The organism is Paraburkholderia phymatum STM815 (genome assembly GCF_000020045.1).
Taxonomy (GTDB): domain Bacteria; phylum Pseudomonadota; class Gammaproteobacteria; order Burkholderiales; family Burkholderiaceae; genus Paraburkholderia; species Paraburkholderia phymatum.
In genome coordinates, this window is record NC_010623.1 from 2,639,058 (window position 1) to 2,664,877 (window position 25,820).

General features: G+C 64.2%; 20 protein-coding genes. 9 read left to right on the forward strand and 11 right to left on the reverse strand.

Going from position 1 to position 25,820, the window contains the following annotated elements; genetic code table 11:
• Positions 1-7 precede the first annotated feature (7 nt).
• Together coxB and BPHY_RS27470 are read right to left on the reverse strand one after the other, a co-directional pair.
• Positions 8-1,075 (reverse strand): cytochrome c oxidase subunit II, encoded by a 1,068-nt coding sequence (gene coxB / locus BPHY_RS27465; protein ID WP_012404732.1) that lies wholly within the window; start codon positions 1,073-1,075, stop codon positions 8-10.
• A gap of 271 nt (positions 1,076-1,346) precedes the next feature.
• A complete protein-coding gene (locus BPHY_RS27470) occupies positions 1,347-3,140 on the reverse strand; it encodes a thiamine pyrophosphate-requiring protein (RefSeq protein WP_012404733.1) in 1,794 nt (597 codons plus the stop codon).
• Here BPHY_RS27470 and BPHY_RS41970 point away from each other — a divergent pair.
• The gene (locus BPHY_RS41970; RefSeq protein WP_157686747.1) at positions 3,139-3,369 is read left to right on the forward strand and encodes a hypothetical protein; all 231 of its coding nucleotides are present in this window, start codon (positions 3,139-3,141) and stop codon (positions 3,367-3,369) included. The two genes, BPHY_RS27470 and BPHY_RS41970, sit on opposite strands and share 2 nt — an antisense overlap.
• A 135-nt stretch (positions 3,370-3,504) precedes the next feature.
• Here the strand turns inward: BPHY_RS41970 and BPHY_RS27475 are convergent, their stop codons facing one another.
• On the reverse strand, positions 3,505-3,831 hold the full coding sequence (locus tag BPHY_RS27475; protein WP_012404734.1) for a hypothetical protein: 327 nt from the start codon (positions 3,829-3,831) through the stop codon (positions 3,505-3,507).
• A 332-nt stretch (positions 3,832-4,163) separates the two neighbouring features.
• On the opposite strand from BPHY_RS27475, the gene BPHY_RS39890 reads away from it, so the two are divergent.
• A complete protein-coding gene (locus tag BPHY_RS39890; RefSeq protein ID WP_083775905.1) occupies positions 4,164-4,457 on the forward strand; it encodes a hypothetical protein in 294 nt (97 codons plus the stop codon).
• A gap of 5 nt (positions 4,458-4,462) precedes the next feature.
• Here the strand turns inward: BPHY_RS39890 and BPHY_RS27485 are convergent, their stop codons facing one another.
• From BPHY_RS27485 to BPHY_RS27495, 3 genes are all read right to left on the reverse strand, one after another.
• Positions 4,463-7,171, reverse strand: a complete 2,709-nt coding sequence (locus BPHY_RS27485) for an ATP-dependent Clp protease ATP-binding subunit (RefSeq protein ID WP_012404736.1) — start codon at positions 7,169-7,171, stop codon at positions 4,463-4,465.
• 97 nt (positions 7,172-7,268) lie between these two features.
• Positions 7,269-7,823, reverse strand: a complete 555-nt coding sequence (locus BPHY_RS27490; RefSeq protein ID WP_012404737.1) for a hemerythrin domain-containing protein — start codon at positions 7,821-7,823, stop codon at positions 7,269-7,271.
• Positions 7,824-8,006: 183 nt separating this feature from the next.
• Positions 8,007-10,391 (reverse strand): phosphoketolase family protein, encoded by a 2,385-nt coding sequence (locus BPHY_RS27495; RefSeq protein WP_012404738.1) that lies wholly within the window; start codon positions 10,389-10,391, stop codon positions 8,007-8,009.
• 207 nt (positions 10,392-10,598) lie between these two features.
• Here BPHY_RS27495 and BPHY_RS27500 point away from each other — a divergent pair, with 207 nt between their 5' ends.
• Positions 10,599-11,120, forward strand: a complete 522-nt coding sequence (locus BPHY_RS27500; RefSeq protein ID WP_012404739.1) for a DUF421 domain-containing protein — start codon at positions 10,599-10,601, stop codon at positions 11,118-11,120.
• A 218-nt stretch (positions 11,121-11,338) separates the two neighbouring features.
• Here BPHY_RS27500 and argG read toward each other — a convergent pair whose 3' ends face one another.
• From argG to BPHY_RS27515, 3 genes are all read right to left on the reverse strand, one after another.
• Positions 11,339-12,673 (reverse strand): argininosuccinate synthase, encoded by a 1,335-nt coding sequence (argG, locus tag BPHY_RS27505; protein WP_012404740.1) that lies wholly within the window; start codon positions 12,671-12,673, stop codon positions 11,339-11,341.
• 110 nt (positions 12,674-12,783) lie between these two features.
• Positions 12,784-13,239 (reverse strand): hypothetical protein, encoded by a 456-nt coding sequence (locus BPHY_RS27510; RefSeq protein ID WP_041764850.1) that lies wholly within the window; start codon positions 13,237-13,239, stop codon positions 12,784-12,786.
• 113 nt (positions 13,240-13,352) lie between these two features.
• Positions 13,353-14,693, reverse strand: coding sequence for a TAXI family TRAP transporter solute-binding subunit (locus BPHY_RS27515; RefSeq protein ID WP_012404742.1), 1,341 nt, complete (start codon positions 14,691-14,693; stop codon positions 13,353-13,355).
• Positions 14,694-14,869: 176 nt separating this feature from the next.
• On the opposite strand from BPHY_RS27515, the gene BPHY_RS27520 reads away from it, so the two are divergent.
• From BPHY_RS27520 to BPHY_RS27545, 6 genes are all read left to right on the forward strand, one after another.
• A complete protein-coding gene (locus tag BPHY_RS27520; RefSeq protein ID WP_041764853.1) occupies positions 14,870-15,256 on the forward strand; it encodes a response regulator transcription factor in 387 nt (128 codons plus the stop codon).
• 161 nt (positions 15,257-15,417) lie between these two features.
• On the forward strand, positions 15,418-16,755 hold the full coding sequence (locus tag BPHY_RS27525; RefSeq protein ID WP_012404744.1) for an efflux RND transporter periplasmic adaptor subunit: 1,338 nt from the start codon (positions 15,418-15,420) through the stop codon (positions 16,753-16,755).
• 49 nt (positions 16,756-16,804) lie between these two features.
• On the forward strand, positions 16,805-20,074 hold the full coding sequence (locus BPHY_RS27530; RefSeq protein WP_012404745.1) for an efflux RND transporter permease subunit: 3,270 nt from the start codon (positions 16,805-16,807) through the stop codon (positions 20,072-20,074).
• A gap of 1 nt (position 20,075) precedes the next feature.
• Positions 20,076-21,566, forward strand: a complete 1,491-nt coding sequence (locus BPHY_RS27535) for an efflux transporter outer membrane subunit (protein WP_012400060.1) — start codon at positions 20,076-20,078, stop codon at positions 21,564-21,566.
• A 72-nt stretch (positions 21,567-21,638) separates the two neighbouring features.
• Positions 21,639-23,240, forward strand: a complete 1,602-nt coding sequence (locus BPHY_RS27540) for a PqiB family protein (RefSeq protein ID WP_012404746.1) — start codon at positions 21,639-21,641, stop codon at positions 23,238-23,240.
• Positions 23,237-23,842, forward strand: coding sequence for a PqiC family protein (locus BPHY_RS27545; protein WP_012404747.1), 606 nt, complete (start codon positions 23,237-23,239; stop codon positions 23,840-23,842). The genes BPHY_RS27540 and BPHY_RS27545 overlap by 4 nt, the downstream gene beginning before the upstream one ends.
• 18 nt (positions 23,843-23,860) lie before the next feature.
• On the opposite strand, the gene ppk2 is transcribed toward BPHY_RS27545, so the two are convergent.
• Positions 23,861-24,712, reverse strand: a complete 852-nt coding sequence (gene ppk2, locus BPHY_RS27550; RefSeq protein WP_012404748.1) for a polyphosphate kinase 2 — start codon at positions 24,710-24,712, stop codon at positions 23,861-23,863.
• Positions 24,713-24,780: 68 nt separating this feature from the next.
• Positions 24,781-25,038 (reverse strand): RNA-binding protein, encoded by a 258-nt coding sequence (locus tag BPHY_RS27555; RefSeq protein WP_012404749.1) that lies wholly within the window; start codon positions 25,036-25,038, stop codon positions 24,781-24,783.
• Positions 25,039-25,820 lie beyond the last annotated feature (782 nt).

The following is a 25,820-nucleotide window of genomic DNA, read 5'->3' on the forward strand; positions in this document are numbered from 1 at the left end:
TGCTCCGTCAGTGCAAGGTCGCGAGATACGCCGACAACGCGCTGGCCTCGCTGGAAGTCAGCGCGATGCTGGGCATCAACGAATCGGGCTTGATCCGCTGTGCGTGGCGAATCCAGTCGAGCTGATGCCCGGGCGTATTCGTCAGTGCGCCGGCTGCAATCAGCCTCCGCGAATTCAGATGCGTGAGATCGGGCGCCTGTGCGCCGTTCGCTTCCGTACCGCGTATCGTGTGACACCCGGCGCAGCGCGCCTGGAAGAGCTCTTGACCGTGCGCCGCAAGCGCGTCCGCCGTTACGCGCACGGCCGGTTGCGCCTGTTCGCGGCGCCATGCGTCGAAGGCCGCGGCATCCTGTGCAACGACTTCGAAGGCCATGTGCGCATGCTGCGCACCGCAGAACTGCGAACATTGCCCGCGATATACCCCGGGCGCATCGGCCTCGATCCATTGTTCGTTGATCTGACCAGGGATCGTCTGCGTCTTGCCTGCGAGCTGGGGCACCCAGAACGCGTGGATCACGTCGGCGCTCTTCAGCACGATTTTCACGGGCGTGCCGACGGGAATGTGGATTTCGTTCGCCACGGAAAATGCAGGGGCGCCGCCGGCTTCGGCGTAGTCGACTTTCCACCACCAGTCGTAAGCCGTCACGGTCAGCGTCAACGCGGGGGCACGCGACGGCGCGGCGACGGAATCGAGGGTGACCAGCGTATAGGCGAGCGCCGCGAACAGCGCGACCGACGAGATGCCCGTGCCTGCATAAATCCAGCGCAGCGCAACGGTTTCATCTTGCGGGAGGCGCGCGTCGACGGGCATGCGGCGGCGACGCGCTATGGCGAGCACGAGCAGCAGTGCGATGATCGCAATCACCGACATCGACAGCGCGGCGAGCGCCCAGCCGAGATGCATCGAGGGCGCGGCGGCTGGCCCGCCCGCATGCAGAAAGTAATCGAGGGGGGCGCCCCGCGCGTCGCGATGTGGGGCCATGAGCGCGGCCGTCCATGCGGCGGAAGCAGCCATCGCGCGCGAAGCTCGCGCTGCTGCGCCGCTGCGCTCCGCGTTGTTCGGCCTCCCATGCATCCGCTTTACTCCCCAGTTCGATCCTGCATACGACGACACCGCCCGCCCCGCCCTGTTGCCCAGCAAGAAACGGGCAAGCGACGGGCTGCACGACCGGGCGCGACCGGGCACGACAGATCGAATGCCGGCGCAGGAAACACCGATGCATAAACGGCGTATGTCCCGGCCTGGATCATGCAGTCGTCGTGCGGTCGACGGTCTCGCACCATTTACATCACAACGTGCGCTATTTACATGGACATCGCTGCGTGACGGCCAGCCGCGACCTGCGTTAATCTTTACCGCCCGGTATCACCGAGCCGAGCACCTGACGCGCAGTATTGGCGATCACGCTGCCTTCTTTCGGATCTCCCTCCATCAACGTGCGCGCAAACGCGCGTGCCTGTGCGAGCGTCACATGAGGTGGCAGCGGTGGCACTTCGGGATCGGACTTCACTTCGAGCACGACAGGACGCTTCGCGGCCAGCGCGGTTTCCCACGCATCGGCCAGCTGTTCCGCATCGTCCACATAGAGGCCTGTCAGTCCAATCATTTCGGCGAAGCGGTGATACGGCACATTCGGCACCTTCTGCGACGCGTCGAACTTCGGGTCGCCTTCCATCACGCGCTGCTCCCAGGTCACCTGGTTCAGATCTTCGTTGTTGAGCACCATGCAGATCCAGCGCGGATCGGCCCATCGCTTCCAGTACTTCGCCACCGTGATCAGCTCAGCCATGTTATTCATCTGCATCGCGCCGTCGCCGACCATCGCGATCACGGGCCGGCCCGGATGCGCGAACTTCGCGGCAATCGCGTAGGGCACGGCGGCGCCCATCGATGCGAGTCCGCCCGACAGCGACGCCATCATGCCGCGCCGGATCTTCAGGTCGCGTGCGTACCAGTTCGCGCACGAGCCCGAATCGCTGGTGAGGATCACGTTGTCGGGCAAACGCGGCGACAACTCGGTGAACGCGCGCTGCGGGTTCACCCCGTTGCTCGCAGGCTGATGCGCGCGCTCGTCGAGCGTTTCCCACCAGCGCGACGTCCAGCGTTCGATGCGCGAGCGCCATGTCTGACTTTCCTTTTCGTGCAACAGGGGCAACAGCGCGCGCAACGTCGTGGCGCTGTCGCCGACCAGATTCACTTCCATCGGATAGCGCAGACTCAGCATGTCGGCCTTGATGTCGATCTGCACGCCTCGCGCGTCGCCTTCTTTCGGCAGGAACTCCGAATACGGGAAGCCGGAGCCGATCATCAGCAGTGTGTCGCATGACGTCATCAACTCGTAACTGGGCTTCGTGCCGAGCAGCCCGATCGAGCCCGTCACCCAGGGCAGATCGTCGGGCAACGCGGCCTTGCCGAGCAGCGCCTTCGCGACGCCCGCGCCGAGCCGGTTCGCCACCGCGATCACTTCGTCCGTCGCGTTCAAGGCGCCCGCGCCGACGAGAATCGCGACCTTGTGCCCGGCATTGAGCACGTCCGCGGCGCGTTGCAGATCGCCCTGTGCTGGAACGACGGTTGGCTGCGTATAGCCGACGCCGGAGTGCGCGGTGCCGTGCTTGCGAGCGGGCGGTTCGAATTCGAGGTCCTGCAGGTCGTTCGGAAGGATCAGCGCCGTCACGCGGCGTTCGGACAGCGCAATGCGGATCGCCCGATCGACGAGGTGGCGCACCTGCGCCGGCACGCTGGCCTGCTGCACATAGGCGCCCGCCACGTCCTTGAACATCGCGGCGAGATCGAGTTCCTGCTGATAATGCGCACCGAGTGCCGCGCGCGCCTGCTGGCCGACGATCGCCAGCACGGGCATGTGATCCATTCTCGCATCGTAGAGGCCCGTGATCAGGTGCGACGCGCCCGGTCCTGAAGTCGCGATGCAGACACCGAGTTCTCCCGTGAACTTGGCATGTGCGCTCGCCATGAACGCGGCCATTTCCTCATGCCGGGCCTGCACGAATTCGATTTTGCCTTCCGCGCGATTCAGCGCGCCGAACACCCCGTTGATGCCGTCGCCGGGATAGCCGTATATGCGTTTGACGCCCCAGCGATGTAGTCTGTCGACGATGAAGTCGCCCACTGTCTTTGCCATGAAAAACCCCTTGCTAAAGAAAGTACTGCGCACGATGCAACGAACGCTGCGCGGCGCGTTTGTCGGTCGGTTAGCAAGAGAGGGCAGCAAGCGGCGCGCCGCGGCCTTACGGACGAAAGCCGCCACTGAACGCGATGAACCGCTGCACGATCTGCGGATACGGGAAGCGAAAGAAGTTGGCGGCCAGCGACTGGAATGCGCCCCGGAGCATTCTGCAGAGCGCACGTGAACGGCGATTGCAACGCGGGCATCAGTTCCATTAATGCGCCGTTGCGTCAGATAAGCTTCGCGGGCCGTGCTGAAGCGTTTGCGTCGCGACGGGATGCCCGTCTGCGCAGTCCCGTTGCTGGGCGCGTCCCAGCCGTTACGACGGCAGAGGCTCGTCGAGCGATATCTCCGCGTCGCTTGCGTCGACGCGCAGCGCGACGGCGCACTGCTTCAGCGCAACCGTATTGCCCGTCCGGTCGGGCAGCCGCCTGCAGGGCGGTTTGGGCATCGGCATCTCGTCGAGAAATGCCGCGCCACACCGGATCGCGAAGGCCACCGCCGACTCGCGCGACGTGAAGTGCCCGAGATCGCCCAGCGAGGTGGACTCGCCGTCTTCTTCGAGAATGGAAACGTGGGCCACGAAGGTATTGCCGCTCTTTTCGACAGACGGCTGGATAGGTACGCCACGATGGTAAATGAGCACAACGCCTCCTGAATTTGCTCGTGAATCCCTGAGAGTGCCCCTTAAAACGACGCTGCTGCGCCGTCGATGCGGGTTCGGACAGCGCGATGCATGCCATGCGGATGTACGATGCGCGTTGTGGCGATCGATGTGCGTGGCGATCGATGTATTGTGCGAAGCATTGTAATCGACCGAAATTTGCATGGCTGCAGCATCTTTGCGTCCGAAAGGTAACGGTTCCGGACCACCCTGCCAGACGGGGGTCGGGCGCTCCACGCGCAGTCGTATGCACATCCCGTTACCCGGCATGGACCTTGCTCGCGCCGTTGATACCGATCAACGGAGCATCGACAATGAAACCCGCCACGCATTACGTGTCTGTCGCGTTGACGGCGGCCGCGCTAGTCTTCGGCGTCGCCGCCTGCAAGAAGGTGGACGAAAAAAGCAGCAACACCATGGAGTCCGGCAGCAGCGGCGTGATGAGCAACACGGCGGGCATGAGCGGCACGCCGGGCCAAAGCGCAGCCGCACGGAGCGCGAGCGATAACGCATCCGGGACGGTCGCGCCCGCGCCTTCCAGCGAGGCGCCCGTCGCCAGCACGCCTGCTTCGACGACGGGCGCCACGGCTTCCGGCGCGAGCCAGTAAGCCGTCTATTTCACCGCATGGGGCTCGGCGGCGGGCGAAGGCTGCTTGCCGCCCGCCGCGGGCTCGAACGTCACCTGCCGTCTTTCGGCATCGTAACGGCAAATCACGTGCATGCCCTCTTGCACGTCGCCGTTCAGCATCGCCTTCGCGAGCTGGTTCTCGATCTGCTGCTGGATCTGCCTGCGCAGTTCGCGTGCGCCGAACTCCGGGCGATAGCCTTCCGTCGCGAGATGGTCGACGATCGAGTCGTCGAACGCCAGCGTGATGTCCTGGCTGCTCGCGAGACGGCTCACGTGTTCGAGTTGCAAACTCACGATATGCCGCGTCTCCTCGCGTCCCAGCGACTTGAACAGGATGATGTCGTCGATGCGGTTCAGGAACTCGGGCCGAAAGTGCTGCCGCAGAACATTCATCACGCTGCCCTGCAAGCTCGCGGAGCCGGCCTCGCTCAGGAAGCCCGGCCCGGTACGGCTTTGCCCGGCGATCACGTCGGCGCCGAGGTTGCTCGTTGCGATAATCAGCGTATTGCTGAAATCCACCACGCGTCCCTTGCCGTCCGTCAGCCGACCATCGTCGAACACCTGCAGCAGCACGTTATAGACATCGGGATGCGCCTTTTCGATCTCATCGAGCAGAATCACGCTGTACGGCTTGCGCCGCACGCGCTCGGTCAACTGGCCGCCTTCGTCATAGCCGACATAGCCAGGCGGCGCACCGATCAGCCGCGCTACCGTATGTCGCTCCATGTACTCGCTCATGTCGAAGCGCAGCATCGCATCTTCGTCGCCGAACACCACTTCGGCCAGCGCCTTCGCGAGCTCCGTCTTGCCGACACCTGTCGGCCCGAGGAACAGGAACACGGCCGTTGGCCGATGCCGCGCCTGCAGACCTGCGCGCGAGCGGCGCACGGCATCGCTGACGGCGACGACGGCTTCATCCTGGCCGATCACGCGCTGATGGAGCCGCTCTTCCATGTTCAGCAGCCGCTGCTTTTCTTCCGCCGTCAACTGCGCGACAGGAATGCCCGTGAGCCGCGCGACGATCTCCGCGACATGCGTGACGGACACATGCGATGTGTTGGTGCCGACGCTCTTCTGCCATGCGTCCGTTGCGTCGCGCAGCGACTGTTCTTTCGCCGCGATTTCGCCGTCGAGCGCATGCGCGCGGTCGAACTGCTTGCGCGACGCCGCGTAGTCCTGCTCGCGGCGCAGTTGCGTGATTTCGGCTTCGAGTTCGAGTACGGCAGCGGGTCGCGACGTCGACGAAAGATTCACGCGCGCGGCGGCCTGATCGATCAGGTCGATGGCCTTGTCGGGAAGAAAGCGTCCTGAGATATAACGGTCCGACAACTCCGCCGCGCCGACGATCGCGTCGTCCTGGATCGTGACCTTGTGATGCGCTTCGAGCCTGTCGCGTAGGCCGCGCAGAATGTTGATCGTCTGCACGACGCTCGGTTCGGCGATCAGCACGGGTTGAAAGCGCCGTTCGAGCGCGGCGTCTTTCTCGATGTACTTCTGGTATTCATTGAGTGTCGTCGCGCCGATCAGGTTCAGCTCGCCGCGCGCCATCGCCGGCTTGAACACGTTCGCGATATCGAGTCCGCCTTCGTTGCCGCCCTGCCCGGCGCCGACGATCGTATGCACCTCATCGACGAACAGCACCACCGAATCCTGATTCGCGAGCACTTCGTCGACCACCTGCTTGACGCGCTCTTCGAATTCGCCACGATACTTCGCGCCCGCCACGATCGAATTCACGTTCATCTCGACGAGACGCTTGTTGCGCAGCGATTCGGGCACGTCGCCGTTCACCATCCGCTGCGCCAGCCCTTCGACGACAGCCGTCTTGCCGACACCCGGCTCGCCGATCAGCACCGGGTTGTTCTTGCGGCGGCGTGCCAGCACTTCTACCATCGTTTCGATTTCGCTCGAACGGCCGATCACGGGATCGAGCCGCCCTTCGCGTGCGAGCGCCGTCAGGTCGCGGCTGTGCTTGTCGAGATTAGGCGTGCGTGAAGGCGGCGACGGCATGGTAACCTTTTCTTCCGTGCCTGCCGCGAGCAGCGTTTGACGCCGCAGCGCCTGCGATTGCACGCCGAGACGCGCAAGCAGTTGGCCCGCAAAACTCTCGGGGACTTCGGCGAGACCGATCAGCAGATGTTCCGCGCCGACGTAGCTATGACCTAGTTGGCGCGACGCGATGAACGCGCGTTCAAGCGCGCTCTTCAGGCGCGGCGACACGCCGATGCGGTCTTGCTCAGGCGGTGGCGCGCCTTCGCGCTTGACCGCGTTCGCATCGATATACGCGCGCACGTCGGCCGCCTTGATGCCGAGGGATTCGAGAATCGCGGCGACATTCGCGTTATCGGCGAGCACATATAACAGGTGTTCCGTATCGACTTCGCGGCGGCCCCATTGCACTGCGGCTTCTGCCGCGCGTTGCAGCATTTCCCGGGCAAGCTCGCTGAAATGCTGCTCGATGCTGACGGCTTCTGTGCCTTCGAGGGGCTGCTGCGATTCTCCCGGCAGCGGCTGCCCGCCCGATGCCTGTGCGCGAAACAGTGCCTCCAGCGGGGAAATCGAACGTTGATGCCGCGTGATCTGCGCGTAGTGAAAGTCGCATACGTCCAGCACCTGGCGCTGACCGTTCTGAAGCACCGCGAGCCGCACCGTTGCGGGTCTCGCACCACAGATATCGCAAAGTAAGCGTGCCATTGTGACGGATCTCCGGGCAGGGGAAAGTCAGGCTAGCACGCCGTGCGCCTGCGTGCAGTCGAGCGCCCGCGCGACGGCGGACGCCCGCCGCGATGCGTCATCGACGAAAGATCAGGCTCCCGTCGTCGACGAGGCGGCTGGCCGCTGCATCGAGCTTGTTCATGAGGCGTTCTTTCTCCGCGGCGATTTCTTCGCCCAGCCGCACGAGATCGACGCCGCTCTCTCGCAGTTCGGGAAAGAGGCCCGATTCCTCTTCGTCGATGTGCTGGCGCACCATCTGCGACAACACCATGAACGTCGCGTCGAAGCCATGATCGCCCGGCTTCAGGGTGTCGAATTTTTCAATCAGCGTCTTCGCGATGAAGTGTTCCACGTACGCTTCATCGACGCCGATTTCGTCGCGTCCCATCAGCGCCTTGTGCGCAGCGGGATAGAGGATCGCTTCCTCGATCATCGTATGGACCGTCAGTACCTCGCATGCGCGGCGCACCAGCGCGCCTTTGGCTTCGAGATCCGCATCGGCAGCTTTTTCAAACGCGTCGAACAGTTGCTTCGCCACGCGGTGATCGGCCTCGAGCACTTCGATGGCATCCAGCGCCGTGTTTTCAGTGGCGGCCTCGGCCGCCAGCGCCTTGTTTGCGTCTTCGGTCATGATCGCCTCTCGCAATGTGTCGTCAGGGTGTGCAGCAGCGCAGGTATGCGCAGCAAGCGGTATTCCGGTGTTTGCGCGCACCTGCATGCCTCGCTACGCATCTCGCGTTCTTTGCGCGGGTACGGTGATTGCGCGGCATTCTGCGCGAAAAGCGTCGCCGCGCGGCCCGACCCCGGCTAGGCGCTAGCCCTTCCACGTCCACTCGCGAATCTCTTCGGAGTCAATGCCCTCCGTGTGCGCGTAGTGGAGGTGCTCGATCCGCTTGTCGCGCAGGCGTTCCTTCGCGTGATCGCCGACGCCCCGTAGCGACGGCACGCGATCGATCACGTCGATTGCGAGCGAGAAGCGGTCGATGCCGTTGATGATCGCAAGCTCGAGCGGCGTATTGATGTTGCCCTTCTCCGCGTAGCCGTGCACGTGTATGTTCTCGTGATTCGTGCGGCGATACGTGAGCTTGTGGACAAGCGAAGCGTACGAATGGAAGTTGAAGATCACGGGCTTGTCTGTCGTGAAGAGCGAATCGAAATCGCGCGTCGACAGGCCATGCGGATGATCGGCGGCCGGCATTAGCCGGAACAGATCGACCACGTTCACGAAGCGGATCTTCAGGTCGGGGAACAGCGCCTTGAGGATTTCGACGGCAGCCAGCGCTTCCATGGTCGGGATGTCGCCTGCGCTCGCCATCACGACGTCGGGCTCGTGGTCCTGATCCGTCGACGCCCAGTCCCAGATGCCGATGCCTTTCGTGCAATGCGTGATGGCCGACGGCATGTCCAGATACTGCAAATGAGGCTGCTTGTCGGCGACGATCACGTTCACGTAATCGCGCGAACGCAGGCAATGATCGGCGACGCTCAACAGGCAGTTCGCGTCGGGCGGCAGATAGATGCGCACCACGTCGGGGCTCTTGTTCGTCACGACGTCGAGAAAGCCCGGGTCCTGATGCGTGAAGCCGTTATGATCCTGCCGCCACACCAGCGACGTAATCAGCAGATTCAGCGAAGGCACGGGCTGGCGCCAGCGCAATTCGCGCTTCGCCTTTTCGAGCCATTTGGCGTGCTGGTTGAACATCGAATCGATCACATGCACGAACGCTTCGTACGTGGCGAACAGGCCATGCCGGCCCGTCAGCGTATAGCCTTCCAGCCAGCCTTCCAGTGTGTGCTCGCTGAGCATTTCCATCACGCGGCCATCGGCAGAGAGGTAACCGCCGTCGCCGTCCGATTCGACGACCTCCGCGAGCCACGTCTTCTGCGAAGCTTCGTAAATCGCCGTGAGCTTGTTGCTGGACGTTTCGTCCGGACCGAACACGCGAAAGCTTGTCATGTTCCGACGCATCACGTCGCAAAGAAACTGCCCGAGCACATCGGTAGGCGACAGATAGCGTGTGGCGGGCGTGACGACGTCGACCGCATAGTCGGCAAAGGCCGGCAGATCGAGCGCCTTGCACAGCGCCCCGCCATTCGCGTGCGGATTGGCGCTGATGCGGCGCGGTCCTTCGGGTGCGAGCGCACGCAACTCCCGGACCAGCCGCCCTGATTCGTCGAATAGTTCTTCCGGGCGATAGCTGCGCAACCATTCCTCGACCCGCTTGAGGCTCTGCTCGTTGCTCGCGGGATCGGCGATAGGCACCTGATGCGCGCGCCACGAGCCTTCAATCCTGTGTCCGCCGAATTCGCGCGGCCCTGTCCAGCCCTTCGGCGTTCTGAGAACGATCATCGGCCAGCGCGGCCGTTGCAGATCGCCTCCTTGACGCGCGCGTTGCTGGATCGCATGAATTTCGTCGAGGCATTGATCGAGCGTGGCCGCCATCTGCTGATGCATCGTGTCGGGATCGTCGCCTTCGACGAACCAAGGCTTGTAGCCATAACCATTGAACAGTGCTTCCAGCTCTTCATGCGGAATGCGGGCGAGGATCGTCGGATTCGCGATCTTGTAGCCGTTCAAATGCAGCACGGGCAACACGGCGCCGTCGCGCGCCGGATTCAGGAATTTGTTCGAGTGCCACGCTGTGGCCAGCGGCCCCGTCTCGGCCTCGCCATCGCCGATCATCACGGTGACGATAAGATCGGGGTTGTCGAATGCCGCGCCATAACCATGCGACAGACTGTAGCCCAGTTCGCCGCCTTCATGAATCGAGCCGGGCGTCTCGGGTGTGCAATGCGAGCCGATGCCGCCAGGAAACGAAAAGAGCTTGAACAGACGCGCCATGCCCTCTTCCGACTCGCCCCGATCGGGGTAGATCTCCGAATAGCGTCCTTCCAGATAGCTGTGCGCAAGCGAGGCGGGCGCCCCGTGGCCCGGCCCCGAGAGGAAAATCACGTTCAGGTCGCGCTGCTTGATGACCCGGTTCAGATGCACGAGCACGAAGCTTTGTCCCGGATCGGAGCCCCAGTGTCCCAGCAGGCGCCGCTTGATATGTCCGGCCTGCAGCGGCTCGCGCAGCAGCGGATTCTCGCGCAGGTAAATCATGCCGGCGGCCAGGTAATTGCAGGCCCGCCAGTAGCCGTCCATGTTGCGCAGTTCATCGGCTTGCAACGGCGTGGGTTGCAGGCGGGTGTCGTCCATTTGCGTCTCCATGCAGGTGGGTTCGCGGCGCGCAGTGCCTTCCTAATCATAGAAGGTGCTTCACGTATGTCCATTGCGAATGCGCGGGGTCCGCTGCAGGCGGCACAACGATTGCAGGGCTGACTTCATCGGCTGCAATTTATCCGTCGAGCGCGCAGCGTTGCCGTAGCGATCGGTTTACGTGCGCCGGCGGCGAGGAGATACAACATGGACGTGATCTTGGCTCTGTTCGGCGAAGGCAAGGATCTCACCGCCTTGCAGGCCGTCATGCGCGCGATCGTCGTATTCGTCATGACGCTCGTTTTCATCCGCATTTCGGGCCGGCGGTCGTTCGGTCAGCGCTCGCCGTTCGACTATGTGGTCGCGATCCTGCTCGGCGCCACGCTGAGCCGCGTGATCGTCGGCGCATCGCCCGTCGTGCCGACGCTCGCTGCATCGCTCGCGATCGTGCTGATTCATCGAGCGCTCGCGTGGTGCTGCGTGCGCTCGCCGTGGCTGGAGACGCTCGTGGTGGGCGCGGAACGGGAGGTGTATCGCGACGGCCGGTTCGACAGCCGTCAGATGTCGGCCGCGTTGATCACGCGCACCGATGTGCTAGAAGCCGCGCGGCGCGAGTTCCACACGCCCGATCTGCATGAAGTGCAAGCGGCGATCCTCGAACGCAACGGGCAGATGAGCCTGATTCGCAAGGGCGCGGGCACGAAAAGGGAGGGACGGTCGTCGGCCTGACGAGGTTGCAGGCGGTTGAGCAGACCCAGTTGCGGACGCAAGAATAGGGACAAGCGCTGGCCTTGTCACATGAGGGGCATGTGCGGGCCACGCTTCGGCATCGGGAAAGGGCGCGGCAGCCGTATGCACCCGTATGCACCCGTATGCGCCATGTAAAACGGAGCACCTGAGTGCTCCGTTGCATGCCAGCGCAAGCCCGCGTCGTCGAGCCGACGGCGTTACTCCTTATCGCCCTTGATCTGCGGCAGCGCCGATGCTTCGCCCGGTGCGAGCAGACCGACCTGAGAGTAGACGCGCAGCTTGTCGCGCGTGTCGGTGATGTCGAGATTGCGCATCGTCAGCTGGCCGATGCGGTCGCGCGGCGAGAACGTCGAAGCGACCTTCTCCATCGACAGTCGCTCCGGCTGATACGTCAGATTCGGTGACTTCGTGCTGAGGATCGAATAGTCGTTGCCGCGGCGCAGTTCGAGCGTCACTTCTCCCGTGATGGCGCGTGCGACCCAGCGCTGTGCCGTCTCGCGCAGCATGATCGCCTGCGGATCGAACCAGCGGCCCTGATACAGCAGGCGGCCGAGGCGGCGGCCGCTTTCGCGGTACTGCTCGATCGTGTCTTCGTTGTGAATGCCCGTCACCAGGCGCTCGTACGCGGCGAACAGCAGCGCAAGACCAGGCGCTTCATAGATGCCGCGGCTCTTCGCTTCGATGATGCGGTTCTCGATCTGGTCGCTCATGCCGAGGCCGTGACGGCCGCCGATACGGTTCGCTTCGAGCAGCAGTTCGACCGCGTTCGGGAAGGTCTTGCCGTTCAGCGCGACGGGCTGGCCTTCTTCGAAGCGCACCGTCACTTCTTCCTTCGCAATCTGCACATCGTCGCGCCAGAATGCGACGCCCATGATCGGATTGACGATCTTGATGCCCGACTCGAGGCTTTCGAGGTCCTTCGCTTCGTGCGTCGCGCCGAGCAGGTTCGAATCCGTCGAATAGGCCTTTTCCGCCGACATCTTGTATGCGAAGCCCGACTGACGCATGAATTCCGACATTTCCGCGCGGCCGCCGAGTTCGTCGATGAACGTCTGGTCGAGCCACGGCTTGTAGATCTTCAGATCCGGGTTCACGAGCAGGCCGTAGCGATAGAAGCGCTCGATGTCGTTGCCCTTGTACGTGCTGCCGTCGCCCCAGATATTGACGCCATCTTCCTTCATCGCGGCGACGAGCATCGTGCCCGTCACGGCGCGGCCGATCGGCGTGGTGTTGAAGTACGTGACACCTGCCGTCGATATGTGGAACGCGCCGGATTGAAGCGCCGCAATGCCCTCGGCGACCAGCTGCGCACGGCAGTCGATCAGGCGCGCACCCTCTGCGCCGTACTCGGTTGCGCGACGCGGAATCGAGTCATAGTCGTCTTCGTCAGGCTGACCGAGGTTCGCCGTGTACGCGTACGGCACGGCGCCCTTCAGACGCATCCAGTGCAGCGCTGCGCTCGTGTCGAGGCCGCCTGAGAACGCAATACCGACCTTCTGGCCGGTCGGAAGACTTTCGAGGATTGTGCTCATAATCAAAACCGTTGAATCGACGTATGAAGGGAATAGGCGAAACTTTAACAGACGAGGCCGCCCCCGCCCCGGATTCCGGGGTTGTCAGGCGGGCGCGGCACCTCGAAGCGTCAAAGCTCCGGATGCAGCGGATCGTCCAGAATCGACTGCGGCACGGCATCGACGTCCGTATGTTTCGCGTCCACGAAGCATTGTTCCGCGAGATCGATCATGCCGGCCGTCGCGTCGATCAGCTGGTCGAGCTGGTCGAGCAGCGCAGCGCGGCTCTCGTGCGTGGCGGGCGCGGACGGCTGTCCGTCCAGCTGCGCAATCACCGATTCGGCCGTCTGCAGGTACGGAATCACCTCGTGATAGTTCTCGATCGACACGAGCGCATTGCTGCGCGCGCCGACCAGCAGACTCCGGTAATGGTCCGCCAGCTCGGACTCGCCGCCGATCCGGTGCAGCTTGTCCGAAATGCGTTGCAGGCACGCCGGCACCTGCTCTTCAAGCGCGGCTGCGCGCTGGCGCAGATCGGCGTATTCGGCGAGCAGCTGTGCTGGGTCAAACGGGGAAACGCTGTCCATGCTGAGAGGATTCATGGTCTGGTGAATCCAGCATATTACTGCACGGCGCGCGTCCGCCCCGGACGGACTCTGCGTCACCGGCGTCGCCCGCGGCGCAATGACCTGACACCGCCTCAACCGTTCAGCCTCGCCGCCGCCATCGAGATACGGTGCCGCACCACGCCGATCGCCTGCTTCAGCGCGTAGACGTCGTGCAGATAGCGTGTCGGCACGCGTATCTGGCTCGCCTGTGCGTCGACGTGCTCGATCTCGTCGCGCCATGTCGCGACCTGCTGGGCCGACGGCTGAGGCGTTTGCCAGATTTCGTCTTCAAGCCGCTTGAGCGCGCGATAACCGATCACGAAGCGCTTCTTGATGCGCGACTCCAGCATGCGGGGAAGCGCCTGCATCGCGCCGATCAGCACGGCGAGGAACGGCACCAGAATCAGGAGGCGCCGCTCGACGAAACTCGCGAGCCAGAACGGCAGATAGCGCTGCAGAAACGGACGGCCGGACTTGAAATAGCGCTCGCTCTCGTTGGAGACGGGAAATTCGCCGGTGTTGAGATTCGGAAACGCCCCGAGCGACGTGAAGTAGTCTTCTCCCGCATGCACGTTCTTCGCGGCGTCGAGCAACAGATAGACGAGCGCCGGATGCAGCGTGTCCTTCGCGACGAGCAGCGCGGTCGCGGCCAGCAAAGTGACGTCCGCTTGCGGACTGTCGTTGACGATGCTCGTCGACGCGCGCGGAAACGTCACCTTCTTCAACGATGGAAACTTCTGCACCAGTGCGTCGGCCTGGGCAAAGCTCATCAGCTTCAGGTCGCTGTTCAGCAGCGTCTGCTGCATCGGCGCATCCGGTCTGCCGATGAAGAACGCGGCATCCAGACAGCCTTCCTGGAGACAACGCAACGCGTTGGGCGCGTCCGTTTCGACGAGCTGTGTGTTGTCGCGCGTGATACCGCTATAGCCGAGCAAGACCCGCGACACTTCCAGCAAACCGCTGCCCGGCACACCGACGCCGATCCGCTTGCCGCGCAGTTGCGCGAGACGGTTGACGGTCGACGCGTCGCGATAGAACACCCAGATCGGCTCATACGAAACGGCGGCGATGGTCTGCAGCTGATCCGTTTCCTGGGGCACGGTGGTGCCCGACTGAATGAAGCCGACCTGATATACGCTCGCGGGATCCTTCAGACGCCGGTAGTTCTCGACCGACCCCGTCGAGCTGCGGATGTCGAGCGTCACGCCATCACGCTTGAGCAACGGCGCGTAGCGCTCGGCGAAGCCCCGATAAATGCCGTTGTCCGCGCCCGTCGTGATGACGATGCGGGTCTGAAAAGCCGGCTCGATCACCGTGTAGAGGCCCCACCCCAGCGCCGCCAGCAGCACGGTCGCGCCGGCCACGAACAGCAGGCGGCGGCGCGTTACGGGCGTCTTACGGTTGCGGTCAAGCGCTGGATTGTCCCTGGGCATTGCCTCGCCTCTCGTCCGCACATATGGGACCAAGGTCCAATACCGCGCGCGCAAACGATTTCATATTCTAGGGTCTGCTTTGCTATGAAACGTGTACATCGAGCGGCGCCAGATGATTTGCAGTATTTCGCTGCCGTGCTTCGATCGGGTGAATGAAGGGTTGCCGGAAGATATCGATGGAAGCGCACACATGCTTTGTTGCCGTAGTCGACGACGACACGTCGGTCTGTCGGGCAATCCAGCGGCTGCTGCGTTCCGTCGGCATTACGGCGGATATCTTTGCGAGCGGCGACGAGTTCCTGTACGCCATCGGCGCAACGCCTCACTACGCTCCCGGCTGCGTGATCCTGGACGTCCAGATGCCCGGAACCGATGGCGTCGAAGTGCAGCGCAGACTCCGCGGACGCATGCTGCCCGCCATTTTCATCACCGCCTACGACGACGATGAGACGCGCGAGACAGTCATGGCGGCGGGCGCACAGGCGTATTTCAGCAAACCGTTCGACGATGCCGTTTTCATTCAGAGCGTATGTGTCGCATTAGGCGTCCAGCGTTCTGATTAGCGTAATGCACGAACCCGGCGTTTCCTATTGGACCAAGGTCCAATGGTGCGCGCGGCCGTGATGGCCGGATACTCGGTGCGTGGCGCAGACATCGCGGCTCGTGTGTGCGCTCAGGCGGCACGCGATGCACCGCAGGCGATCGCTTCAATGGGGAGGCGCTCATGGCGTCTTGGCAGTCGAATCGCGCATCTGATTTCGGCGCAGGCTTCGGTGGATCGGTTGGAGAAGACGGGCCGGCCCAAGACGGGCCGGCCCAAAAACGGCCGCTGGCATCACGCTTTGCGCTCGCGGCGGCATTGGTGTCCGCCTTGTCCCTGACCGCCTGTAAAAAAGCGCCCACCGAACCCCCGCGCCCGACTGTCGAAGTGACGGTGGTGACGGTTGCGCAGAAGGAAACGCCCGTCGACTTCGAGTTCACCGCGCAGACGCAGAGTTCGCGCGAAGTCGAAATCCGCGCGCGCGTCGACGGCTTTCTCGAGCGGCGTCTGTACGACGAAGGCGCGCTGGTCAAGGAAGGCCAGGTGCTGTTCGTGATAGACCGCAAGCCCTTCGAAGCCGCGCTGCAATCGGCCAGGGGCGTGCTCGCGCAGCAGCAGGCGCGCCTGCTCGTCACCAGACAGAACCTCGCGCGCGTCGTGCCGCTCGCCGCGCAGAACGCGCTGAGCAAGAAGGACCTGGACGACGCCACCGGCAACGAGAAGGAAGCCGAAGCCGCCGTGATCGCCGCGCAGGGCGAGGTGCGCACGGCCGAACTGAACCTGAGCTACTGCACGATCCGCTCGCCGCTCAAGGGGCTGTCGAGCTTCGCGCGCGTGCAGGACGGCAGCTACGTCACGCCGACGCAATCGGGCCTGCTGACGTACGTCTACCAGCTCGATCCGATGTGGGTGAACTTCAGCATCTCCGAGAACGAACTGCTGCGCTACCGCGAGCAGATCGCCAAGGGCCTGCTGCGCTTTCCCGCCGACAACCGGTTCGACGTGACCGTGATCCAGGCCGACGGCTCGGTCTATCCGCAAAAAGGCCGTATCGATTTCACGAACCCCGCGTTCAGCCAGCAGACGGGCACCTTCCTCGTGCGCGCGACCTTCGCCAATCCGGACGGCACGCTGCGCCCGGGCCAGTTCGTGCGCGCGAAAGTGTCGGGCGCGGTGCGCCCCAACGCGATCCTCGTGCCGCAGCGCGCGGTGCTGCAGGGCGCGAAGAGCCACTTCGTGTGGGTGCTCGACCAGGACGCGAAGCCGCATCAGCGTGTGGTCGATGTCGGCGACTGGCACGGCGACGACTGGTTCGTCAACGAAGGCCTGAAGCCGGGCGAGCGCGTGGTGGTCGACGGCGCGATCCGCGTGTCGTCGGATGCGCAGATCAAGGTGGTGAGCGCGCCGCCGGGCTCGGGCGCGCCCGGCACGCCCGCGGCCCCTGCGTCGGCGCCCGCGGCGGCGGCGTCCGTGCCCGCGGCGACCGTGGCCGGGACGCAGGCGCGTCCGGCCAGCCCCTGAGCCGATGTGAAGCCCCGATGACCCGACGCCATCCGGCCCCCCCGATCCGATGAACATCTCCCACTTCTGCATCGACCGCCCGATCTTCGCCTCGGTCATCTCGATCGTCATCACGCTCGGCGGCGCGCTGACCATGCTCGCGCTGCCCACCGCGCAGTACCCCGACATCACCCCGCCGCAGATCACGATCTCCGCGACCTACCCGGGCGCGAGCGCCGACGTGGTCGCCAACAACGTCGCGGCCCCCATCGAGCAGCAGGTCAACGGCGCCGACAACATGATCTACATGAGCTCGTCGAGCTCCTCCACCGGCAACCTGACCATCAACGCGTACTTCCAGATCGGCACCAACCCCGAGCTCGCGCAGGTCGACGTGCAAAACCGCGTGAACCTCGCGCTGCCGCAACTGCCGCAGTCGGTCACGAACCAGGGCGTGCAGGTGCAGAAGAAGTCGCAGGCGTTCATGATGGTGATCGCGATCTACTCGCCCACCGAGCGCTACGACGCCACCTACATCGCGAACTACGCGAACGTCTACGTGCTCGATGCATTGAAGCGCATCCCCGGCGCGAACCAGTCGAGCATCTTCGGCACGCCCGACTACGCGATGCGCATCTGGCTGCGCCCTGACCGCATGGCGCAGCTCGGCATCACGGCCGCCGACGTGCAGCGCGCGGTCGCCAACCAGAACCAGCAGTTCGCCGTCGGGCGGCTCGGACAGTCGCCAACGGGCAACCCCGTCGAGCAGTCGTTCGCCGTCACCACGACGGGGCGCCTGACCGAGCCCACGCAGTTCGAGAACATCATCATCCGCGCGCAGAGCGGCGGCGCGGCGATCGTGCGCCTGAAGGACATCGGCCGCGCCGAACTGGGCCAGAAGGATTATTCGATCCGCAGCCGCTTCCAGGGCAAGCCCGCCACCGTGATCGCCGTCTACCAGCAGCCGGGCGCCAACGCGCTCGACGTGTCCAAGCAGGTGCGCGCCACGCTCGCCGAGATGAAGAAGTCCTTCCCCGAAGGGATCGACTACGAGATCGCGATGGACACCACCGAGTTCACGCGCGCCTCGATCTCGGACGTCGTGCACACGTTCTTCGAGGCCGTCGTGCTGGTGGTGATCGTCGTGTTCGTGTTCCTGCAGAGCCTGCGCGCGACGCTGATCCCGGTGCTCGCGGTGCCCGTGTCGATCGTCGGCACCTTCATGGGCATGGAGGCGCTCGGGTTCTCGATCAACATGCTCACGCTGTTCGGCATGGTGCTCGCGATCGGCATCGTGGTCGACGATGCGATCGTCGTGATCGAGAACGTCGAGCGCAACATGACCGTGCACAAGCTCGATCCGAAGACAGCCGCCAAGCAGGCGATGGACGAGGTCGCCGGCCCGGTCGTCGCGATCGTGCTGGTGCTGTGCGCGGTGTTCGTGCCCGTGGCGTTTCTGGGCGGCATCACCGGGCAGATGTACAAGCAGTTCGCGATCACGATCGCGATCTCGGTGGTGATCTCGGGCGTCGTCGCGCTCACGCTCTCGCCCGCGCTCGCGGCGCTGCTGCTCAAGCCCGGGCATCACGAGAAGAAGGGCTTCTTCCGCTGGTTCGACAACCAGTTCGCGCGCATGACGGCGGGCTACACGCGCGCGGTGCGGCTCGTGATCCGGCGCTTCGTGATCGCGCTGCTGCTGTTCGTCGGCATGATCGGGCTCGCCGTGCTGATGATGCGCGACATTCCGACGGCCTTCCTGCCGCCCGAGGATCAGGGCTATCTGCTGGGCGCCGTGATCATGCCCGATGCCGCCTCGCTCGACCGCACGGGCAAGGTGTCGGACCGCATCTCCGAATACTTCATGAAGCAGCCGGCCGTGGGCAGCATCACGACGGTCGACGGCTTCAGCATTCTCGACAGCCAGAACAAGAACAATTCGTCGACCTTCTTCGTCGGCTTCAGGAGTTTCGAGGAGCGCTACAGGTCGGCCAACATCCGCACGCAGAATGCGCGCGCGGTGCTGGTCGATGCGTACCGGACGCTGTCGCAGATCCGCGAGGGCATCGTCGTGCCGCTCAATCCGCCGTCCATTCCGGGCCTCGGCACCACGGGCGGCACCGAGATGTGGATCCAGAGCAAGGGCGATGCGACCATCGCGCAGTTCGCCGCCGTCGTGAACGACTTCGTCGCGCGTGCGAAGCAGCGCCCGGAACTCACGGGCGTGACCAACACCTTCAACGCGGACTCGCAGCAGCTGCTGGTCGACGTGGACCGCGACAAGGCCGAGACGCTCGGTGTGCCCGTCGAGGACGTCTACAGCGCGATGCAGACGATGTTCGGCTCGCTCTATGTGTCGCAGTTCAACCGCTCGAGCCGTCTGTGGCAGGTGATCCTGCAGGCCGAGCCGTCGTACCGCCTCAAGCCCGACGATCTCGAGCAGATCTTCGTGCGCAGCAAGGACGGCAGCATGGTGCCGCTCAAGTCGGTGGTGACCTCGCGCTATGTGACGGGGCCGGACCTGATCACGCGCTTCAACAACTTCCCGGCCGTGAAGATCACGGCCAACGCGGCGCCCGGCTACGCGTCGGGCCAGGTGATCAGCGCGCTCGAGGAGCTGGCCGCGTCGATGCCCTCGGACTACGGCGTCGCGTGGAGCGGCGAGGCGTTCGAGGCGAAGCAGTCGGGCGGCACCTCGGGGCTCGTGTTCGTGTTCGGGCTGATCATGGTGTTCCTCATCCTGGCCGCGCAGTACGAGAAGTGGAGCCTGCCGTTCGGCGTGCTGATGGCGGTGCCGTTCGCGCTGTTCGGGGCGCTGCTCGCGATCCTGCTGCGCGGGCTGAACAACGACGTGTACTTCCAGATCGGTCTGACGATGCTGGTCGCGCTCGCGGCGAAGAACGCCATTCTCATCTTCGAATTCGCGGTGCTCAACCGGGAGTCGGGCAAGTCGGTGTTCGACGCGACGATGACGGCGGCCGAGGAGCGGCTGCGGCCGATCGTGATGACGTCGCTGGCGTTCATTCTGGGCTGCGTGCCGCTGGCGATCGCGACGGGCGCGTCGGCCAACAGCCGGCATTCGATCGGCACGGGCGTGATCGGCGGGATGCTGGGGGCGACGGCCATCGCCGTGTTCTTCATTCCGATGTTCTTCTATGTGCTGGAGACGATGTCGGAGAAAAGCGGCAAGAAGAAGGACAAGAAGGCAGGGAACGTGCCGCCTTCCTCGCCGGGGCCGGGGGCGATAGCGGGCGAGCCGGACAGGGTGCCGCCGTCGGCCGGCGGCCCGGCCGTGGGCGGCGGCCCGAGCACCCGTCCGTCCGCCTCGCGTGAAGGTGAGTGACATGCGCCGCGCCCTGGTCCTCGGTCCCCTGTGCGCGTTCTGTGCACTGACGCTCAGCGGCTGCCTGCTCGGCCCCGACTACTCGCGCCCGCAGGTGGAGGTGCCCGCGACGTACCGCTTTCCCGAGAACTACGCATCGGATGTCGCGAACACCGAATGGTGGAAGCAGTTCGACGACCCGGTGCTCAACGACCTGATCACCGCGGCGCTGGCGAACAACAACGATGTGAAGATCGCCGCCGCACGCGTCGACCAGTTCCTCGGCCAGTTCGTCACCACGCGCGCGGCGCTGTTCCCGCAGGTCAGCGCGGGGCTGGATGCGGCGCGCGAGCGCGTCTCGACCTCGTCGCCGCTGTTCACGGGCGTGCAGAACCCGGTGTTCAACTCGTATCAGCTGGCGCTGTCGGCGTCGTGGGAGATCGATCTGTTCGGCCACAACCGGCGCCTGACGGAAGCGGCGCGCGCAAGCCTGCTGTCGACGGAAGAAGCGCGGCGCGGCACGATCCTCACGCTGGTGTCGTCGGTGGCATCGTCGTACATCAACCTGCGCAGCCTCGACCGGCAGCTGGAGATCGCGAAGGCGACCACGGCGAGCCGCGCCGAATCCGTGCACGTGTTCGAGCTGCGCTTCCAGGGCGGCGAGGTCTCGCAGATGGAACTCGCGCAGAGCCAGTCCGAATACGAGGACTCGCGCGCGCGCATCCCGCAGATCGAGTCGCAGATCGCGCAGCAGGAAGATGCGCTGTCGGTGCTGCTCGGGCGCAATCCGGGCGATATCCTGCGCGGCCGCGCGCTGGGCGAACTGGCGGCACCCGCGGTGCCCGCCGGACTGCCGTCGAACCTGCTCGAACGCCGGCCCGATCTGCGTCAGGCCGAGCAGGATCTGGTCGCGGCCAATGCGCAGATCGGCGCGGCGAAAGCACTGTATTTCCCGCAGATCTCGATCACGGGGCTGCTCGGCACGCAGAGCGGCCAGTTCTCGAGGCTCTTTACGGGGCCGGCGCGCGTGTGGTCGTTTGCCGGCTCCGTGACGCAGCCGATCTTCGAGGGCGGCGCGATCGCCGGCCAGGTGAAGCAGGCCGAGGCCGTGCAGCAGCAGGCGCTGTACACGTACCGCAAGGCGATCCAGGTGGCGTTCCAGGAGGTCGACGATGCGCTGATCTCGTCGCAGAAGCTGCGCGAGCAGTTCGAGGTGCAGGGGCGGCAGGTGCAGGCGCTGGCGACGTATGCGCATCTGGCGAGGCTGCGGTACGAAGGCGGCTATACGAGCTATATCGAAGTGCTCGATGCCGAACGCAGCCTGTTCAATGCGCAGCTGAGCGAGACGCAGACGCAGGCGGGCGTGCTGGTGTCGTACGTGAGCCTGTACAAGGCGATGGGCGGCGGCTGGGTGGTCACGGCTGAGGGCATGACCACCCAGCAGGCCGCGCACGCGGGCGACGCGGCACAGCCGGTCAACGGCACGAACGGCACGGTGGAGGAAGTGAAATGAGCGCCCTCTCCCATCCACGCACGCCACGTCGTCAGCCGCACGGCGACGTGTCCGGAGCATGAGGCAAATCGAATGAGCCGCCCGCCCGAGCTACCCGAGGCCGTCGCCGTGCCGCACAAGCGCTGGCGTATCCAGTGGATCTGGATCGTGCCTGTCGTCGCCGTGCTGGTCGGTGCCTGGCTCGCCTTGCAGGCCGTGCTCTCGCAAGGTCCGACCATTACGATCAGCTTCAAGACCGGCGAAGGACTCGAAGCGGGCAAGACGAAGATCAAGTTCAAGGACGTCGATATCGGCGTCGTGAAGAAAGTCACGCTGTCGGACGACTACAAGCGCGTCGTCGCGACAGCGGAACTCACGCGCGATGCCACCGACATGCTGGTCGACGACACCCGCTTCTGGGTCGTCAGACCGCGCATCGCAGGGGGCACGGTGTCGGGCATCAGCACGCTGCTATCGGGCGCCTTCATCGGCATGGACATCGGCAAGACGAAACAGGCGCGGCGCGATTACACCGGACTCGAAGTGCCGCCTGTGTTCGCGAGCGATGTGCCGGGCCGCGAGTTCGTGCTGAAGGCCACCGACCTCGGCTCCGTCGATGTCGGCACGCCTGTGTATTTCCGGCGCCTGCAGGTGGGCCAGGTGACCTCGTTCGATCTCGACAAGGACGGCGGCGGCGTCACACTGCATGTGTTTATCAATGCGCCGTACGACCGCTACGTGAATCGCGATTCGCGCTTCTGGCAGGCAGGCGGCATCGACCTCACGCTCGGCACCGACGGCGTGCAGATCAACACGCAGTCGGTGGTGTCGATACTGGTCGGCGGGCTCGCGTTCGAGACGCCCGCGAATTCGCTCACACTACCCGAGGTCGAGCCCAAAGCGACCTTCCCGCTGTTCGCCACACGCAGCGATGCGTTGAAACAGCATGAGAGTATCGTCGAAATGTTTGCTTTCGATTTTCGTGGTTCCGTGCGCGGCCTCGTCGTAGGCGCGCCCGTCGATTTCCGCGGCATCACAGTCGGTGAAGTCTCGGCAATCTACACGCGCGTCGATCCCGTCACGAAGCAGATCAGCATTCCCGTCGAGGTCAAGCTGTACCCCGAACGCTTCACGTCGCGCTATGCGACAGAGCCGAAAGGCGGACGCGTGGGCGAGAATCCGCGCACACTCGCCGATTTCCTCGTCGAACGCGGTCTGCGGGGGCAACTCAAAACGGGCAGTCTGCTCACGGGTCAACTGTACATCGCGCTCGACTTCTTCCCCGATGCGCCGAAAGCGCATGTCGACTGGAGCCGCACGCCGCCCGAGTTGCCGACCACGCCAAGCGGCCTGCAGTCGCTGCAGGAGTCGCTGAACCGGATCATCGCGCGTGTCGACAGCTTGCCGCTCGAACAGATCGGCAAGAACGCTCAGCAGACGCTTGCCAACACCAGTTTGCTGATGCGCAACCTCAACACGCAGGTCGTGCCGCAGGCGAAGAACGCGCTAACCGCCGCCCAGGCGACGCTCGATTCCGCAAACACCGCCCTTCAGCCCGATTCGGCGCTGCAACAGGATACGAGCGACGCGGTCCGCGAACTCGCCCGTACGGCTGCGTCGTTCCGTGCGCTCTCCGACTATCTTCAGCGCCATCCGGAAGCGCTGCTGCGAGGCAAAACGGAGGATGCGAAATGAAGCCGTTGACGCGAACGGGTTGTCACGCTGCCGCGCTCTTTTCGCTGTGCGCAACCGTGGCGCTGCTGAACGGCTGCAAAACTCCGCCGTCCAGCTTCTATACGCTGAGCGCCGATCCTTCGCTTGAACGGAGCAGCCATCCACTGCAGGGCACCGTGGTCGTGGGGCCCGTGACGATACCCGAACTCGTCGACCGTCCGCAGCTCGTCACGCGTGTGTCGGGCAATGAAGTGGCGCTCGAAGAATTCGCGCGTTGGGGCGAACCGCTGAAAAGCGGCGTTGCCGCCGCGATTGCCGGCGACCTGGCGCGGCTGCTTGGTTCCGAGCGCGTGTCGGTATCATCGCAGACCGTCGCAGGCACGGAGTCCTGGCGCGTGCGCATCGATCTTGTCCAGTTCGATTCGATGCCCGGCGAGGCCGTCGCCATCGACGCGCGATGGACCGTACACGCAGCGGGACGCACGACGCTGCTCACGGGCCGCTCGACGGTGCGTGAGCCCGTCGCGGGAGCGGGCTATGACGCGCTCGTCGCCGCGCATAGCCGCGCGCTTGCAACCGTGAGCCGCGACATCGCCGCGGCGATCCGGCAGGCTGCGTCGTAAAGCACAGCCCGTCAGCCTTCAGAACTTCTCGGGCACGTACCTCGCCGGACGGTCGGGCTGACGGTAGCCGTCCGCCTTTTGCCGCTTGGGCAGCTTGATCTTCGGACGCGGCATCGACTTGTACGGGATGCTGTCGAGCAGATGCGTGATCAGGTTCAGCCGCCCGCGCTTCTTGTCGTCCGATCGCACCACGAACCACGGCGCCCGATCGGTGTCGGTGGCCGCGAACATCTCGTCCCGCGCACGCGAGTAGTCGTACCAGCGGCTGTACGAACGCAGATCCATCGGCGTCAGCTTCCAGACCTTGCGCTCGTCGGTGATGCGCGCTTCGAGCCGGCGCGTCTGCTCTTCTTCGCTGACCTCGAGCCAGTACTTCAGAAGAATGATGCCAGACTGGATGATCGCGTTTTCGATCAGCGGCACGGCCTTGAAGAAGTTCTCTACCTGCTCTTCCGTGCAAAAGCCCATCACCCGCTCGACGCCCGCACGGTTGTACCAGCTTCGGTCGAACAGCACGATCTCGCCGGCTGCGGGCAAATGCGGCAAATAGCGCTGGATGTACATCTGCGTCTTCTCGCGATCGGTGGGGGCCGGCAACGCGATGACGCGAAACACGCGCGGACTGACGCGCTCCGTGATCGCCTTGATCGTGCCGCCTTTGCCTGCGGTGTCGCGTCCCTCGAACAGGACGCAGACCTTCGCGCCCGTTTGCACGACCCATTCCTGGAGCTTCACCAGTTCGATATGCAGCAACCGGAGTTCTTTTTCATACTGCTTGCTGCTCAAACGCCCCGACTCCGTTGCGCCTTCGTGCACACCAGCGTGATGCTTGCCGTTGGCCCGGTTCTTTTCAGTCCTCACTTCAGCCATCGCTCGTCTCCCGTAAGCGCCGTATCAGTGCGGCTCAAGGTCCATGCGGTGCATGGACGGCATAAGCATCAAGACTCGTCGCGCTCGGGCACGACCTGAACCGTCAGCGTGCGGTTCTTCCAGAACATGTTGTGGACGCGCGGCTGCAGATTCTGCAGAACGTGCGCGCCGACGTCGTTGAATCCGAGCACGACGGCGGGACGCTCGCCCGTGCCTTCGACGCGCTGAATGGAATCGAACGGCGGAAACCCGTAGCGACAGAGAAAGGATTTGATTTCCTCATCGCTCGTGTCGTCTTCGATATTGCCTACCCAAAGCTCAGCCATAACGACGTTCTCCTCAAGGAAAGTCCGCTCGCCGAGCGCGAGCGCGCAACGCAATTGATGATTTCGGTGGCTGCTATTCTGCTCGATCTGCCAAAGAAGCCACATGCATTGATATCACGCTTCGCAACTGCCCGCCTTGACGCATCCGATGGACTTGTTGTGCGCTTCGGCGCGGCAGATCCCAGCCTGCCTGTCACCCGACGGCCCACACACCTGAACATTGCGCGCGTAGCCTGCCGGGCAGTTGCGCTTGATCTCTTCGCAGTTCTGCGCCACGACGACGCAGGAGAAACCCAATGGCGCAGCCGGCAGGAATGCGTTTCATGGTCGCCTCGTTATCGGCACACGCATGGTTGTCGTTCGCACGAAAAGCAGCGAGCCTACGCAAACAGTCTATGTGACTTTCCACGTGTGTTGGCGTATTTGCATCAACACGTCGCACCACTGCGAAATACGCAATGCCGGCGGTGATGGATCGGAAAAATGAAACAACGGAAACACGATATGCCGCGCCCATCCATCACGGCGAGGAAGCGGGTTTCGCACTAGCTGGCTTTCGCGTCCTGTCTTGCGATGCGGCCTGTGCTTGGTCCTTTTTTTGCGCCTCGCGCGCCTTTTGTTCGGCTTTTCGCTGCGCATCCTGCATCGGTTTCATGGCGGACGGTTGGGCGACGGCCTGCCGGTCCGGCGCGAGCTAAACAATGAGGCTTGCCGCCACGGACAACACGATCAGATCGGACCTGGTCATCTGTAACCTCCGCTTCGCCGGCGCGCGCCACATC

What these genes read in the sequence shown, in the direction of transcription:
- BPHY_RS27535 (WP_012400060.1), top strand. Translation starts at nt 20,076, where the DNA reads ATGCGCCGCGCCCTGGTCCTCGGTCCCCTGTGCGCGTTCTGTGCACTG.
- BPHY_RS39890 (WP_083775905.1), top strand. Translation starts at nt 4,164, where the DNA reads ATGAAACCCGCCACGCATTACGTGTCTGTCGCGTTGACGGCGGCCGCG.
- BPHY_RS27555 (WP_012404749.1), bottom strand. Translation starts at nt 25,038, where the DNA reads ATGGCTGAGCTTTGGGTAGGCAATATCGAAGACGACACGAGCGATGAG.
- ppk2 (WP_012404748.1), bottom strand. Translation starts at nt 24,712, where the DNA reads ATGGCTGAAGTGAGGACTGAAAAGAACCGGGCCAACGGCAAGCATCAC.
- BPHY_RS27495 (WP_012404738.1), bottom strand. Translation starts at nt 10,391, where the DNA reads ATGGACGACACCCGCCTGCAACCCACGCCGTTGCAAGCCGATGAACTG.
- BPHY_RS27520 (WP_041764853.1), top strand. Translation starts at nt 14,870, where the DNA reads ATGGAAGCGCACACATGCTTTGTTGCCGTAGTCGACGACGACACGTCG.
- BPHY_RS27510 (WP_041764850.1), bottom strand. Translation starts at nt 13,239, where the DNA reads ATGGACAGCGTTTCCCCGTTTGACCCAGCACAGCTGCTCGCCGAATAC.
- BPHY_RS27525 (WP_012404744.1), top strand. Translation starts at nt 15,418, where the DNA reads ATGGCGTCTTGGCAGTCGAATCGCGCATCTGATTTCGGCGCAGGCTTC.
- BPHY_RS27500 (WP_012404739.1), top strand. Translation starts at nt 10,599, where the DNA reads ATGGACGTGATCTTGGCTCTGTTCGGCGAAGGCAAGGATCTCACCGCC.
- BPHY_RS27540 (WP_012404746.1), top strand. Translation starts at nt 21,639, where the DNA reads ATGAGCCGCCCGCCCGAGCTACCCGAGGCCGTCGCCGTGCCGCACAAG.
- BPHY_RS27470 (WP_012404733.1), bottom strand. Translation starts at nt 3,140, where the DNA reads ATGGCAAAGACAGTGGGCGACTTCATCGTCGACAGACTACATCGCTGG.
- BPHY_RS41970 (WP_157686747.1), top strand. Translation starts at nt 3,139, where the DNA reads ATGAAAAACCCCTTGCTAAAGAAAGTACTGCGCACGATGCAACGAACG.
- BPHY_RS27490 (WP_012404737.1), bottom strand. Translation starts at nt 7,823, where the DNA reads ATGACCGAAGACGCAAACAAGGCGCTGGCGGCCGAGGCCGCCACTGAA.
- BPHY_RS27485 (WP_012404736.1), bottom strand. Translation starts at nt 7,171, where the DNA reads ATGGCACGCTTACTTTGCGATATCTGTGGTGCGAGACCCGCAACGGTG.
- argG (WP_012404740.1), bottom strand. Translation starts at nt 12,673, where the DNA reads ATGAGCACAATCCTCGAAAGTCTTCCGACCGGCCAGAAGGTCGGTATT.
- coxB (WP_012404732.1), bottom strand. Translation starts at nt 1,075, where the DNA reads ATGCATGGGAGGCCGAACAACGCGGAGCGCAGCGGCGCAGCAGCGCGA.
- BPHY_RS27515 (WP_012404742.1), bottom strand. Translation starts at nt 14,693, where the DNA reads ATGCCCAGGGACAATCCAGCGCTTGACCGCAACCGTAAGACGCCCGTA.
- BPHY_RS27545 (WP_012404747.1), top strand. Translation starts at nt 23,237, where the DNA reads ATGAAGCCGTTGACGCGAACGGGTTGTCACGCTGCCGCGCTCTTTTCG.
- BPHY_RS27530 (WP_012404745.1), top strand. Translation starts at nt 16,805, where the DNA reads ATGAACATCTCCCACTTCTGCATCGACCGCCCGATCTTCGCCTCGGTC.